The organism is Bacillus sp. J41TS8 (genome assembly GCF_018333035.1).
GTDB classification, from domain to species: Bacteria; Bacillota; Bacilli; order Bacillales; family Bacillaceae; genus Bacillus; species Bacillus paralicheniformis.
In genome coordinates this window covers 64899-79035 of record NZ_BORF01000009.1, presented here as the reverse complement: position 1 = coordinate 79035, position 14137 = coordinate 64899, and the positions used below count along the sequence as shown (strand labels likewise).

Sequence of the window (14137 nt, the reverse complement as noted above, 5' to 3'; positions counted from 1 at the left end):
TCTGGCAGTCTAATGATCATCTGTGGAGAGAAATGCTTAATGGCGTGAATTATATCCCTTTTTAAACAAAACTAATAAGCGACAGGAAAAGGTTATAACATCATCTTAATCTTTTCCATACATACTCTTCTCTGAAAACTAAACCAGAAAGCTGGTCTTCAAACAGAACAAATCCTAAGGAGCGGCTTTCTGAAGTCTAGCAAGGCAAGTTTATCACTGAGAATTTCAAAGGAAAGATCAAAAGGCGCCTTCAGGGTATCGGGATAAGATATGGTCTCTTGCTTCCAGCGCTTTTTGTCTCACTTTTTCAAGATCTGCATCAACCAATCGGCCGTTTCGTTTCACCGCTTTTCCTGCGACATATACGGAGTCTACATTTCCCGTGTGCGCGCTTTGGACAATAGCCCCCACCGCATCAGTGAAAGGAAGCAAATTGACGCTGTCCGTTTTCACCATGATAAAGTCAGCTTCTTTGCCGGGGGAAAGCGAGCCGATTTTGTGATCGAGCCTTAAGGCCCTCGCCCCGTCAATGGTCGCCGCTCTCAGGATTTGTTCGGCCGATATGCTCAATTCGGGACCAGGCATGATCCCTTCTTTCAGCAGCTCTTCATTGTGCTTTGCACGCTCTGCTTGAAGGGCAAATTTCATCTGTGCGAAAAGGTCTCCTCCCGTCGATGTCACAACATCAACCCCAAGTGCAGTAAGAACCCCGTTTTTTAGGGCGAGCCCTGTAACAGGATAGCCGTGCCCCATCATCATCTCAATTTCTGGTGTCACAGAAATCGAGCTTCCGTGAGTCGAAAGCATTTTCATTTCTTCTTCACTCATCGCATTGGCATGCACCATATTTAAATCGGGACCGAGCAGCCCGGCTTGATTCAGCTTCTCAATCGAACGATCTTTCGCTCCCCAGTTGCCAAACGCAATATGCATGCTGCATAAGGCATCCAGTTCCCGGGCCGTCTCGATTTCAAAGACAGATGTCTTCCATGAAGAAAACTCCGGACCGCGAATTGCAAGTCCCATCGTCAGAAGCTGATCCTTCGATTGAAAATATGCTTTTTTTACCCGTTTCGCTTCGTCCATATTCGAAAGATCGCTGTCTCTGTCCCAATATTCTGCATCACCGGATGTTCCGAAAGCGAATACTGCGCGAATGCCGGCGTCTTTTAGTCCCGCAATCAGCTGGTCCGTATGATCAGGCGATTCAATCATCGTCCAGTCCAGCAAAGTTGTGACCCCTGCATCAAGCGCCTCAAGCGCACCTAAATAGTTCGCGACCCAATCATCCTCAGGCCTTCTCATCGATCCATAATTCCCATAATAAATCCGGTTTAAATAAGTTTGCAGGGACCAGTCAGCTCCGATTCCGCGGATCACAGATTCCCATACGTGGCGGTGTGTATCGACAAATCCAGGCATGATCAGCATATTGGAGGCATCAACAATCTCAGCGTCTCCCGGTGCAATCGACTCGGCAACGTCAAGAATGACGGAGCCTTCAATCAGCATGTCCCCTTTTTCGATCGTATGAAGCTGCGGATCAAGAGTAACAATCGTTGCGTTTTGAAAAAGTGTTTTTTGCATAACGGTTCTCCTTTCTTCCCAGCCAACTAGAGAAAACAACATCCTATATGTACCATTTTAAAATAAAAAAGGTATAAATGATATTAATATGCATTGTGCGACTTGGAAATCCGCCTTCTGAGCTAGATGCAAGAGATGCAGTACACGATCACGTCAGAAAAAGAAGAAAGGTGAATTGCAGGAAACAGCGGTTATTTATATTGCAATGATGCGGTGTGTATTTATCGTAAATTCCGCTTTCATACTGCTGGTTATCACGATATAGGTTACTACCTCCAAAATAGAAACAGACCATAAAAAAGCTATGGTCTGTGAATGAGTGAACGTATATTTAGCTGCGATCAAAATACGGTACAATCACTTTATTAATAGCAATGGCCATAGTCCGACTTTTTTTCATAGCCTTTGCAAGGTTTTCCGCAATGATAGTGTTCATGCGAAACGTCTTTATGATGTGAATAAGTGTGCGGATAGTAATGAACATGTTCATATTTGTGGTGGTCAATTTTTTTAGTATGCTGCGGATGAATATGAGGAACGACAGATTTTGAATACTTATGATCCTCACAATATTTCGTAGGGTAAACATGCGGCTCATGATGTTTTTTGCAGTACATGTGTACACGCTCCTTTCAATTTATAGATTCACTAGTACATTATGCTGAAAAGCTAAAGCCTGACTGCATAAGTACCTATACTTTGTCCCAATTTTTGCCCGTTCATTTTCTGAAGATCGTTTTTGAAAAATCTGCTTTATTACCCTGAAGCATCCGCCGGTTGAATACCCCTTGCTTCCGGAGTTAAAAAAAGACACTAAACGAATACTTTAAATGTTCGCTTAAAGTCCTTCATCTCCAATAAACCTTGACGGGATCTGTATGAATATGCAGCTCTGTTTTTGTATCGAAATGAACAACAAAGCCTCTGATTAACCCATAGAACTTGTTTTTTTCTGTAATTTTCATAACGGTCGCTTCGTCTCTAAATCCTGGCGGATGACATGGCTCACCTACAATATATTGCTTTGAATGAACGGTGATTGCTTGAATTGACTTCATTAAATCCCATTCCCCCTCAGAAACGTCATGCTTCCTTCTGCTTCTGCGCAAAACGGAGATTCACCCCAGTAAAAACTTGCGATTTTTCTCTTCCCTGGAGTTTAAAATTATTCGGGTATTTTTTACGCCTCAAACTGTAGAAGCAGTACGGTAATTATCATCATAACACGTTATCCAAAATATCCCTTTCCGCTTTTTGAACATTATGTGGCGGCAGCTCCTCCGTATAGAATCAACCGATAAACTGCGTTAAAATCCGGTTGAACATTTCGCGTTCCTCCCAGAACGGGCCGTGTCCGCTGTATTGAAACGGAACAAGATATGAATTTCTTATTTTGCGGTTGAGTTCCTTTGCTTGTGCAAACGGAATCACCTTGTCTTGAACACCGTGAATGATCAAGGTCGGAGCAGCGACTTTTCCAAGATCATCATACAGTTTCTCATCTCTCAGCATGTCGATAACCGCTTTTGTCGACCAGCCTGCCGCCTGCAATCCCAATTGAAAAAACCAGTCCGAGAACGGTTGTGTAATATATTGAAAGAAAAATGTGTCGGTCACTTCACGCATCATCTTAGGACGATCGTTAGACGCTTGCTGGAGCAATTTGGCTGCCGTCTCTTCTGTAAATCCCACAGGTGCCGCTGCATCGATCAAAACCAGCTTTGAGACCCCGGAACCCCTGTATCGCGACATATAGCGAAGTGCTATGGCGCCGCCGGTTGAATGACCGGCAAGCGTGAAGCGGTTTAGTTGAAGCGTCTCAACGACAGCGCGGATATCATCAGCCAAACGGTTGTAATTGTAGCCCGTCGCCGGCTTATCCGAACGCCCGAATCCCCGCCAGTCAATGCCGATACAGCGGTATCCCTTTTGTGAAAGATCGTCAAATTGATATTCAAACTGCAGATGGCTTAATGGCCAGCCGTGCAAAAATACAATTGTTTTGCGGCTTTGAGGATTGATGTCTTCTACGTACAGGTTAACGTCTGATTCAGCCTGAACAAAGTATCCCATGCCGTCGCCCCCAATCATGTCTTTACCATAAGGTACTCCCAAGATGTCAATAGGTGAATGTCCAGACGGCTGAAGGTGAAGAATTTGAAAAGGTGTGACTGGTTAGACTATTTCAAGATACGGAGGTGGTTCAATGATGAAACGCTTGAGAAGTCTGGCGATATCGCTTGTCCTCATGCTGCCTGCGGCGACGATCCAAGCGCAGCCTGCCGCACTAGTACCTTATCCATGCAGCGTCATTCTTCATCCAGCCCAGGATATTCCCAATGCCCGCGGAACGGCTTTAATTGCGAAAGTGAAGAAACCGTATACCGAAGCCCCTGGAAGTCCAGTCAGGGAACGGCGGAGCGTCGGCATCTACGCCGATTGGCTTCCAGCCCCTGCTTCATTTGGAGATTATGATCAATATGAAGGAATTGCCCGGATACCGGACCAGATCAGCTGGCGCTTCACCATGCATCTCGTCCGGGAAGACGCGCCAAGCTGGTTTGGCGGAAGTCCTTGGGCGGGCAAATTTGACGAAATATCGTCAGAGCTGACTGTGAATACTCGAGTCGAAGTGCGTCCTTTCAATTCGAAGACGAAAAAGGCCGGCCGAGCTGTTTTGCAGGGGACTTTGCAAGGATGCAGGAACTAAATCAAAAAAAAGGCCGCAAAAGCACCATTAGGACGCTTCTTACGGCCTTTTTTCATGAGAAGAATTTTTTCTTCGGGAAAGGTTAGTATTTTTCGTAGCGATTACAAGGTTTACCGCAGTAAGAGTGATCATGATATACCGGCTTATAGCTTGAATAAGAATGCGGATAATAGTGAACATGCTCGTATTTCTGATGATCCACTTTTTTAATATGCTGCGGATGGATGTGAGGAACGATCGTTTTAGAGTATCTGTGATCCTCACAGTACCTGGTAGGATGCACAACTGGCGGCAGAACGCGCGGTTTGCAGTAAGACATAAGCACTTCTCCCTTCCTTGAGTTTCATTCTTCATTATCAAAATATGTTGATTAGCACAAACTTGTACTAATACAAGAAACTAAAAATCCGTCCATTTTCCCCGCCTTCTCACTCAAAAGAGAGTTTCTCTGATGGTATAATTAAAAAAATACTAATGAAAATGGAGTTGGACAGATGGATGTGATATCGATCGTTTCTTTTTTGGGTGCGGCTGTACTGCTTACACTTATGCCGGGCCCTGACAACTTGTTCGTTTTGGCACAGAGCATCTCAAAGGGAAAATCGGCAGGTACAGCAACCGCATGCGGGCTATGCACAGGGTTAGTCGTCCACATCACGGCGGCTGCAGCAGGTATTTCTGCTGCGATCTATCAATCAGCTGTCGCCTTCTCGATCGTGAAATATGCAGGTGCAGCCTATCTGTTGTTTTTAGCTTACCAGTCTTTTCGGCAAAAAAGCGCTGGTTTCAATCTTGAAGCCAAAGATTCATTGAACCGCAGGGCTTTATACCAAAAAGGCGTTGTGATGAATCTATTAAACCCGAAGGTCTCATTGTTCTTCCTTGCCTTTCTTCCGCAATTTATACACCCCGGCACCTTCAGCGTGACAACGCAAATGCTCGTTTACGGCATGTTATTTTTAATTCAAGCGTTTGTGATCTTTGTAATGATCAGCCTGTTTGCGGAAAAAGTCGGAGGCCGGCTGCGCAGAAGTCCGCAAGCCGCCAAAAAAGTTCATTTGCTGGAAGGGTCTTTATTCGCTTTGATCGGACTTAAAATAGCGGTCAGCCAAAGGTAGCGCCGCTGAAAAAAGGTGTGCAGCCAGCACACCTTTTCCCGATTTTACCGCTTATAACATTTGACGCGTTTACCATTTTCGCCGTCGGGCGCCGCTTTCATGGACACAGCGGCAATGTCATCCCTTTAAACATCGAGGTTCATGTGAAAATGAACAGCCCTGCATTCCGTTATTCGTTTTCAAGCTTGATCGTTGAGAGCGGGAGCTGGTGTTGCGGAATCGAAGTGATTTGTTTCTTTGGCTGGAGTCGAATCACAAGACTGTCAAATTCTGCAGCGCTTTCTTGCTGTGTTAGATTCTTCCTTCGTTTCATTGTATAGTGGAGTGCCAGACAATGAGACAAAAATCTAAATACCGTTGTTCTCTATCCTCCCCCTTTCTTTGAAGCCAGTATACAAATTTCCCGCTGCTTCGTAATGATGCAAATCGGTTATTTTCCGCTCAATCCAAATCATCAGATCGAATAAAGCGGACACATCGATCTTAGGGACGGTAGATCAGTCAATCGATGGGCGTGGGTCTTTTTTGATAGAATATGCCGCTTTTTGAGGAGAAACGGGATCGTTTGATTCGTGTATCTGCTAAGTTTTGCTTTAATCAATGAGATTCATTTTCGCTTTTTATCTGCAAAAAAGACTCGGACAGTGAGTCTTTTGAATTTATTTACAAATGATATTTTAAATGTTATAATAAATTTTTTACAGAAATAAAATCTATTTTTATTTATATAAATCGATGAATTTAAAATGAAGGAGGTAAAAAGATGGCCAAGACTTCAATGATTGTCAAACAAAAACGGGAACAAAAGTTCAAAGTCAGAGAGTACACCCGCTGCGAACGCTGCGGCAGACCGCATTCCGTGATTCGGAAGTTTAAATTGTGCCGCATCTGCTTCCGCGAGCTTGCCTACAAAGGGCATATCCCCGGCGTTAAAAAAGCAAGCTGGTAAGAACGACTTCGTCAGCCTTTTCAAGAGGCTGGCTTTTTTGATTTAGGCTCTGTTGAATTTTAATGTTGATATTGCATAAAAATAGAGGAAATCCTATGATTAGGGTTTCCTCTATACTTGTTCAACTAACGTCTCTGTTAGCTGGATAAGAACTATTGAATCAGTTGCTCATTATACACACTCATTGAGTGTACATTCTCTTTTAATAAGTTATCAATGATTTGCTTTGTTACATTTGGTTCTCGTAAGTCTTCGTTCTCAAATGTTACAAGGTCACTTACTTTTATCCACTTGCTGTCTGAAATTTCATCTTCTTCGAGATTGAAAGAACCTCCGGTAACTTCACCAATAAAATGAAATAAAATAACTTGATTCTTCGTCCTACTGATAAAATTATATACACCAGCAGCGGCAATCAGTTTTACGTCCAATCCAGTTTCTTCTTTAACTTCTCTTCGAGCTGAATGGAGAATGTCCTCTCCATATTCGATACGTCCACCCGGAAAGTTCCACTTATGAACGGCGGTAGGCTTATTCTCTTTTATCATCAAGACTTTATTATCACGTAAGATTGATACACTGGCTACTAAAACAATTCCATTTTGCGACATCCATTTCTCCTTTATTTTCATTGGTTTGACTAGCTTCTTCTTTCATGAATCTGCTTTGTTCATTGAAAGCTCTCAACGCTTTGCACACCTTGACAACCAAACAGAACACTCGTTCTATTTTTATTATATCAGGGATTTGTATAAGCAGCAAATATCAATATAAGCGCGTTCATGAGCCGTCACTGTTCAATATTTGAACAAACCCGTTTGTTCCGTCGATTCGGATGTAGGCGCCGTCTTCAATAATGTCTGTCGCTTTGTCGATTCCGACGACCGCAGGAATGCCGTATTCCCTTGCCACTACTGAACCATGAGTCATCATGCCGCCCACCTCCGTAATCAGTCCGGCCGCTGAAGTAAAAAGCGGAGTCCAGCCCGGATCAGTATACGGCGCCACTAAGATGTCCCCTTGATTCAGCTTCGCGTCTTCAGGGCTCTTCACAACTCTGGCGGTCCCTTCAATGGTGCCTGCAGAAACCGGTGTCCCTGTGAGAGCTCCTTCGGGACTTTTTGCATTTCGCAGCCTCCCTGTAATGATCTCCCCTTCACTTGTCATCACGCGGGGGGATGTGAGCTTTTGATTGGACATATGCTGCTGTTTTCTGTCTGTTAACAATTCCGGAATATCCCCGATGCCGCGATTCTCCAATAGCGCGATAAGCTCCTCAAGCGTAAGGTAAAAAACATCGTCTTCACAATTGAGGATACCTTTTTCAACGAGGGTGCGGGCTTCTTTAAGAATGGCTTTTTTGTATAAAAACATCAATTTTACAAGTGTAAATTTATGATGCTCCCGCATTCCCATCAGGCTTCGATACATATGAACGAGCCGGGAGACTCTCTTTTTTTCCGGAAAACGAAATTGAGAGATGATTTGCTTTTTTGCCTCTTCCGCTTCCATTTCGCCTTGTTTAAATTTCCTCCTGTGTTCCCCAGGGGCAGTCGTCCGAATATGGCTGAGTATGGACGGAACGAGCTGAACCGGAGCCTCTGCCCATCTTGGCCTTGTCATATCGATTTCTCCCACGCACCGCATCCCGTACTTTTTGAGAAAACCATCTAAACTGGATTTCAATTCGGCGCCGCCGGGGATTTTGAGCAATTCTTCCATAAAGTTTTCGCTGTCTGCACGCTTGAAATAGTCAATGACTTCAGGATACTTCCTCGCCTGATCGGAAAGATCCCCCAACTCAAGACCCATTTCCGTTGTGACATTATGAGGCAGGGATTTATACAATTTCCCCAGTAAAATAGCGCTTTTCTCGTCCCCCAGCTTTTTTTTTAGCTTTTTTTCGAGCGATCCGGCTGCAATCATTCCGCTGAAGACATATACAGCGACTTTTGAAAGCACGTCTTGGAACATCCTTTCCATTCCTTTTTGGATGACGCGGATCGTCTCAGCGCCGGAAGTCCGGCTAAGCTTCTCCTCGGTGTCCGTCACGATCGCTTCAATGATCAATTCCGCTTTTTTCTCGGCTTTATCGGGGTTTTTCATCAGCAGGATTCCGGCAACCTTTAATGCTGCCGGAATCAAAATCGGCGCCAATCTCCCGGCAATATGAAACATGCCTTTTATCGAAAGAGAATTAAGCTGATGTTCTTTGCGCTTGACTGCCTCCGATACAGCAGATACCATCAGCTGATCCATACCATTTAATACTTTAAGCAGCCGGCTTCGGGCGAATCTGAGGGAAAGAGCACCCGTAATATCGGCGAACACTCTTCCTCCCGCTTCGCGAAGAATCGGCTGTGCCGAAGGGTCTTTTTTTAAAAATCGGAGAACTTGGCTGATCACCGATACACCCAATGGTTTCATTGGATCGGTCATCATTTGGATATAGCCAAAATTAATCAATACATGCGGCTTATCATCAAAAACGTGTACGGCCGGGTATAGGGATGTGATCGGCCGGCTTTGAAGAATGTAAAAGCTGCCGCCGGCAAAAGCCCATTCTATATCCTGTTCCTTACCGTAGTGAGCCTCGATTCTGCGCCCCAGTTCTGCCAATTCGACGATTTTTGGATCCGGCAAAGCCTGTGTTCGTTGTTCTTCCGGAGAGAGGGTTTTCTGAACGGTTCCTCCTTCTGGAACGGAGTAAATGGCCGATTCCTTCTTCGAAAGTTGTTTTTTGACGATTTCACCTGACTGAACCTGATACAGATCAGCGCTCACAATTCCGGACACCAACGCTTCACCCAAGCCGAAGCTGGCATCGATGGAAACCGTTTTGCGGTGCCCCGTGATCGGGTCCGCAGTGAACATAATACCGGACACCTCGGGAAAAACCATCTCTTGCACGACAACTGCAAGAAAAACAGAGCGGTGATCGAAACCGTTTTTCGCGCGGTAGGAAATCGCCCTGTCCGTAAACAGAGAGGACCAGCATTGTTTTACCGCATCAAGAAGCTGATCTTTTCCGCAGACATTCAAAAAGGTATCCTGCTGCCCCGCAAATGAAGCTGTCGGCAGGTCTTCTGCCGTAGCACTGGAGCGGACAGCATAGGCTTTATCTTTGCCGGTCGTATCAACGCCTTCCAGTATCGCCGATTTGATCTCGTCAGGTATGGGAATCTGGGCAAGATGCTCGCGAATCTGCTTCCCCGCAATCCGAATCTGTTCCAGATCATCATGCTTGAGCTGTCCAAGCTGGTCGAGCAGGCTGTCGATGATGCCGCTTGTTTGTATGAACGCGCGATAGGCGGCAGTTGATATGCAAAACCCCTCGGGAACGGGAAAACCCGCTTTTGTCATTTCCCCGAGGTTCGCCCCCTTTCCGCCGACATAGGGCAAAGCAAATTGATCGATTTCATTGAAATACAGCACATATTTCTCCATTCTATCCTCTCCTTAGAGCCGCTTTTTGAAATTCCACGCCTCATTTTGGACGATTGATTTTGCCCTGGCCGGACTTTCAACACACTTTGTCTTATGAGGCATGCTTTTTCATACACAAATATTGAACACTGTGTTGATTAATATTCATCATGTTTATTATAATTGCACAAAAGGCGAATGCAATGAACAATCAATCAGCAAATGTTAAGTTCTCAACACAAACATGGACATTGTTGATTTTCATGGACCTCAGGAGGATTTGTATGACTGGACAAAAAAAAGACCGCAGGGTAAAGCGCACGAAAAAAATGATTAGAGACGCACTTTCTGAACTGATGAAAAATAAAACGTTTGAAGAGATATCCGTCACGGACATTACAACGAAAGCCGATATTAACCGCAGCACGTTTTACTTGCATTACGAAGATAAATACGATTTGCTGGAACAAAGCGAGGAGGAAATTATCCAAGAGATCAGTAATATTGCTAAACGCTCGATTCACTCAATGGACATATTAAATCAGGATGTGATTGATCATCCGCTAACGTTTGTCGTCGATATTTTTCAATATATAAGAGAAAACGAGGTTTTTATGAAGGCAATTTTAGGCCCGAAAGGCCCGGGTTCTTTCCGTTTGAAATTCAAATCGGTTTTGAGCATCAATTTAAAACGGCTGAAAAAAGCGATCAAGGCGGATCCGATCGTACCGGAGGACTACTTGATTTCCTATATAACCGGCGCTCATATCAGCGTCATGCAGCAATGGCTGGAAAACGGCATGAAAGAGACGCCGCATGATATGGCGCTCATTTTATCAAAAATAACTGGGATGGGCCCTGCATACGCGGCAGGACTGAGAAAAAAATGACAGGCTTTCAGGAAGAGGGATAACCCTCTTTTTTGCTTTTTTCGTGGTATGTATAAGAAATCAAAAATAATCCAAAATATAGTGAAAAAGGTGGTGAGACCATGCAGAAGAAAGGCATTCAAAACAGCAGCCTCGAGCAGCTGAAAAACGACCACGAAACAGAAAGCGCATTCCAGCAGGATAACAAAAGCAATAAACAGCAACAAAACAGGAATGCTTTAAAATAAGCTGAAAGGTGTGGAAACGAAATGAAGCATGTAAGAGCATTGTGTTTAAAATTTATTGTGAGCCTTGTCCTCTTATATGTGGTGCTAACTCTGTTTTTTGGCGTTCCATTTGGCGAAATGTTTGTTTTGACATTGTTTTTAGGTGTGATCTCCTATCTGATCGGAGATCTTCTTCTTCTGCCGAGAACAAACAATACAACTGCAACAATGGGAGACTTTGGCCTTTCCCTCGTATTGATCTGGGCGATTCTCGCCATGCAAAATAATCCGCCGTATGGTTCGCTTGCTGCAGCTTCAATCGTGTCAGCAATCGGCGTCACAGTGTTCGAATATTTCTTCCACCGCTATATGGAAGCCAACGTTTTGGGCGAAACGGAAAACGAAAAACGGGAAAAGCCAGGCTCATTGCAGTATCAAAGTGAAGCATCGGAAGAACTTTACCCGGTTACCCCATCTAAAAAACAGGACGAAGACTAAGCACAAGAACCTGCCGATCGGCAGGTTTTTTTACGTTTATGACCAGAGGCATTTTTCATATTAAAGGAATATGAGTCTTTTTCACGAATTGATATTAAAAAAGTGAGGAGGACAAAAAAATGACACATAGCGCGCTAAAGCATTTAGATTATCACAATTGGGCGAATCAAAGGGTGCTCACCCACCTGAAAAGCCTGCCTGAAGAGCTGTTCACTCGGGAAATCAAAAGCGTTTTTCAATCTGTATCTGAGGTTGTTACCCATATGTGCGTGGCTGACGCCTTATGGCTGAAGATTATATCCGGAGCCGCTTACGAGGAAGCAAAGGAAACAGGCATGCGGCTGAAAGAAGGATTAAAGGGGAAAAAGATCGATGACTTCATTTCCCTCTTCCATGACACGGCGCTTCAATATGAAACGTTTTTTGAAAATCTTGAAGACCCCGATGGTGAAATCACGATTGCACATCCGGCATTCGGCGAAATCAAAACGCCTGTTAGCGAACTCCTTCATCACGTGGTCAATCACGGCACGTACCACAGAGGCAACATTTCAGCGATGCTGAGACAGATGGGTGAAGCAGGTGTGCCGACAGACTATGTTTATTATTTATTAAGCATGAAGCAGCCGACATAAATAAAAAACCCTTGTTCCGCTTTTGGAACAAGGGTTTCACAATTAAAATGATGCTGCAAGCTTTTTAGCTTCTGCTAAGCCGTTTTCAATAATTTTTTGAGCGTCGTCAGGAACAGCGTTGTGTCCTTCGATGACAACGGTATGCAGGTCTTGAACACCGAAGAAGCCCATGACGGTTTTCATGTAGTTCAATGACATTTCCATTGCAGCCATCGGTCCTTCAGAATAGAAGCCTCCTCTGGCATTTAACAGAGCAACCTTCTTGTCTCCCATCAAGCCTTTAGGTCCTTCAGGAGTGTATGTAAACGTCACTCCTGCGCGGGACAAGTAGTCCACATAAGTGTGAAGTACAGCTGGAACAGCAAAGTTCCACAATGGGAAAGCAAAAACAACTTTATCGGCTTTGACGAATTCGTCCAAGTAACGGTCCGCTACAGCTGCAGCTGCTTTTTCTTCCTCGTTCAATTCCATGCCTTTTCCTGCTTTAAATGTCCCGTTAATAGCATTTCTGCCCAGGTACGGCGGGTTTTCTTTGTAAAGATCAAGCTCTACAATTTCATCGTTTGGATGATTTTCTTTATAGCTGTTAAGAAACGCATCATAAAGTTTTACAGATACAGCTTCTTCAGCAGTACGGTCATTAGCTTTAACAAACAATACTTTAGACATTCTATTTTCCTCCCGTGCTAACGTTTCAATATTTACTTACAAATAGTATGTTACTTTCTTTTAAATAGAAAGTCAACTCATTTATTTTTCTGGCCAAAAAAAAGCACCCGTTTGGGCGCTTTATTTGGAGTCCTGCTCCTGGTCAAGCCGTTCATAGACGTATGAATGCTTTTGATCCATCGTTTCTTTATTCGTCAAATCCTTCATCTGCCGTGTAAATTGCCGGTCATTCCCTGTGCGGTCTTCATGTCTTGTGTCTGCTTCCGCTTGAGCTTCGGCCGTTCTTCGCGCATATGGAACCGCTTCAAGGCGTTCATAAGGGATTTCTTTTCCAGTTGCTTCACACCTTCCGTATGTGCCGTCTTTCATCCTATTTAAAGCGTCTTCGATCTCTTTCAGCAAAGCTTCGTCCGATTGCCGGAAAGCCTGGTCCCTCATTCGTTCGGTATACACACCGGCGTGATCGGCAAGATGATTGTCAATACCGTTTGACAATTCGCCTGTTTCTTCATTCATCGGCTGTACCTCAGACTTTGCAGCTGTGATTTCGTTTTTTAAGCTGATTAATTTATCGTAAAGGTGCTGTTTTTGTTCCTCTGTCAATGCCATGTTGATCATCCTCCTTTCTTTTTCATTACCCGATTGCCGAAAGGGGAAACCTGCATTTCTCCGCAAAAAAAAGACCGTTCGTTCGCAAAATAGCGTTTGAACAGCCTGTTGAGATTATGCACATAAGTATTTTGATAACAGCGCTTGAATTTCAAGCATGTCGGTATCCTTCGTAAATTCCAGGTCAAAGATTTTGCTGCTGGTCATCAGAGAAAGAGAACTGTCTGGATTGAACATGCTGACTTCTCTAATCGCAAAGCCTTCAATCGATCTGTATGGCAGAAAGACGCGGACTTTCTTTTTGGAAAACAGTTTATTATCAAAAAAAATAATCCGCTTGTTCGTAAAACAAATTTGATCTATCCTCAGTCTGCAAACCGATTCAATTTTTTCTCCTTCTATGAGCAGCGGTTCAAATTTTTTGCCGTCTGCTGTCTTGCTTGCTGAAAAAACGCCCAATCAAAACCCCTCTTTCTGTATGTCCAATTTATGTTTATGCACAAGGCAAAGTATGCTGTCAGTTACTAATAAGGATACGATAACCCTGATTTATAAACAATTACGAGCAGATTACATTTCTTTAACGCTATATGTTTGTTTTTACTATCAATTCATACGCCCGGCGGACGCGTGAGGTTTCAACTTTTTATCAGTTTTTTTAGCTTATTTTTCGTTTGCTACCAATCAAAAGGTGCATAACGGATAAAACAAAAAACCGCAGCAGGATGTTCTTCCTCTGCGGTTCTCTTTTGACTATTATGCCTTTTATGTACATATCAGGCGCTTTTCCTGCTTCGGTCACGCAACTGATTCAGTCAGCCGATTTTTTATGAATGCGTG

Annotated in this window: 17 protein-coding genes; 7 read left to right on the top strand and 10 right to left on the bottom strand. The window is 43.9% G+C overall.

Going from position 1 to position 14137, the window contains the following annotated elements:
• Positions 1 to 237: 237 nt before the first annotated feature.
• From KI350_RS13565 to KI350_RS13550, 4 genes are all read right to left on the bottom strand, one after another.
• Positions 238 to 1587: an amidohydrolase family protein gene (locus tag KI350_RS13565; protein ID WP_065643874.1), complete on the bottom strand. Its 1350-nt coding sequence runs from the start codon at positions 1585 to 1587 to the stop codon at positions 238 to 240.
• Positions 1588 to 1952: 365 nt separating this feature from the next.
• Positions 1953 to 2204, bottom strand: a complete 252-nt coding sequence (locus tag KI350_RS13560) for a CotD family spore coat protein (RefSeq protein WP_020451792.1) — start codon at positions 2202 to 2204, stop codon at positions 1953 to 1955.
• Positions 2205 to 2435: 231 nt separating this feature from the next.
• Positions 2436 to 2645, bottom strand: a complete 210-nt coding sequence (locus KI350_RS13555) for a hypothetical protein (protein WP_065643873.1) — start codon at positions 2643 to 2645, stop codon at positions 2436 to 2438.
• A gap of 232 nt (positions 2646 to 2877) precedes the next feature.
• Complete coding sequence (locus KI350_RS13550; RefSeq protein ID WP_171866300.1) at positions 2878 to 3660, bottom strand: alpha/beta fold hydrolase; 783 nt, start codon at positions 3658 to 3660, stop codon at positions 2878 to 2880.
• Positions 3661 to 3793: 133 nt separating this feature from the next.
• Between KI350_RS13550 and KI350_RS13545 the strand changes: the two genes are divergently transcribed.
• On the top strand, positions 3794 to 4297 hold the full coding sequence (locus KI350_RS13545) for a YoqH family protein (protein WP_081303516.1): 504 nt from the start codon (positions 3794 to 3796) through the stop codon (positions 4295 to 4297).
• Positions 4298 to 4379: 82 nt separating this feature from the next.
• Here the strand turns inward: KI350_RS13545 and KI350_RS13540 are convergent, their stop codons facing one another.
• Positions 4380 to 4616, bottom strand: coding sequence for a CotD family spore coat protein (locus KI350_RS13540; RefSeq protein WP_065643871.1), 237 nt, complete (start codon positions 4614 to 4616; stop codon positions 4380 to 4382).
• A 175-nt stretch (positions 4617 to 4791) separates the two neighbouring features.
• On the opposite strand from KI350_RS13540, the gene KI350_RS13535 reads away from it, so the two are divergent.
• Together KI350_RS13535 and KI350_RS13530 are read left to right on the top strand one after the other, a co-directional pair.
• Positions 4792 to 5415: a LysE family translocator gene (locus KI350_RS13535; protein WP_065643870.1), complete on the top strand. Its 624-nt coding sequence runs from the start codon at positions 4792 to 4794 to the stop codon at positions 5413 to 5415.
• A 763-nt stretch (positions 5416 to 6178) separates the two neighbouring features.
• Positions 6179 to 6364 carry a type Z 30S ribosomal protein S14 gene (locus KI350_RS13530; protein ID WP_003182651.1) on the top strand — a complete coding sequence of 62 codons (186 nt, stop codon included), beginning with the start codon at positions 6179 to 6181 and terminating at the stop codon, positions 6362 to 6364.
• 152 nt (positions 6365 to 6516) lie between these two features.
• On the opposite strand, the gene KI350_RS13525 is transcribed toward KI350_RS13530, so the two are convergent.
• Together KI350_RS13525 and KI350_RS13520 are read right to left on the bottom strand one after the other, a co-directional pair.
• Positions 6517 to 6975: an NUDIX hydrolase gene (locus KI350_RS13525; RefSeq protein WP_065643869.1), complete on the bottom strand. Its 459-nt coding sequence runs from the start codon at positions 6973 to 6975 to the stop codon at positions 6517 to 6519.
• 169 nt (positions 6976 to 7144) lie between these two features.
• Positions 7145 to 9811 carry a phosphoenolpyruvate synthase gene (locus KI350_RS13520; protein ID WP_212930498.1) on the bottom strand — a complete coding sequence of 889 codons (2667 nt, stop codon included), beginning with the start codon at positions 9809 to 9811 and terminating at the stop codon, positions 7145 to 7147.
• Positions 9812 to 10074: 263 nt separating this feature from the next.
• Between KI350_RS13520 and KI350_RS13515 the strand changes: the two genes are divergently transcribed.
• From KI350_RS13515 to KI350_RS13500, 4 genes are all read left to right on the top strand, one after another.
• Entirely contained in the window at positions 10075 to 10680 is a 606-nt protein-coding gene (locus KI350_RS13515) for a TetR/AcrR family transcriptional regulator C-terminal domain-containing protein (protein ID WP_035338566.1), read from the top strand.
• A 101-nt stretch (positions 10681 to 10781) separates the two neighbouring features.
• Entirely contained in the window at positions 10782 to 10907 is a 126-nt protein-coding gene (locus KI350_RS13510; protein ID WP_020451800.1) for a hypothetical protein, read from the top strand.
• A 21-nt stretch (positions 10908 to 10928) separates the two neighbouring features.
• A complete protein-coding gene (locus KI350_RS13505; RefSeq protein WP_020451801.1) occupies positions 10929 to 11384 on the top strand; it encodes a YndM family protein in 456 nt (151 codons plus the stop codon).
• 119 nt (positions 11385 to 11503) lie between these two features.
• Complete coding sequence (locus KI350_RS13500) at positions 11504 to 12019, top strand: DinB family protein (protein WP_065643865.1); 516 nt, start codon at positions 11504 to 11506, stop codon at positions 12017 to 12019.
• A 42-nt stretch (positions 12020 to 12061) separates the two neighbouring features.
• Here KI350_RS13500 and KI350_RS13495 read toward each other — a convergent pair whose 3' ends face one another.
• From KI350_RS13495 to KI350_RS13485, 3 genes are all read right to left on the bottom strand, one after another.
• Positions 12062 to 12688, bottom strand: a complete 627-nt coding sequence (locus KI350_RS13495) for an FMN-dependent NADH-azoreductase (protein WP_020451803.1) — start codon at positions 12686 to 12688, stop codon at positions 12062 to 12064.
• A gap of 120 nt (positions 12689 to 12808) precedes the next feature.
• Positions 12809 to 13297: a TraR/DksA family transcriptional regulator gene (locus tag KI350_RS13490; protein ID WP_065643864.1), complete on the bottom strand. Its 489-nt coding sequence runs from the start codon at positions 13295 to 13297 to the stop codon at positions 12809 to 12811.
• Positions 13298 to 13411: 114 nt separating this feature from the next.
• Positions 13412 to 13756 (bottom strand): PH domain-containing protein, encoded by a 345-nt coding sequence (locus tag KI350_RS13485; protein ID WP_020451808.1) that lies wholly within the window; start codon positions 13754 to 13756, stop codon positions 13412 to 13414.
• Positions 13757 to 14137: the final 381 nt, after the last annotated feature.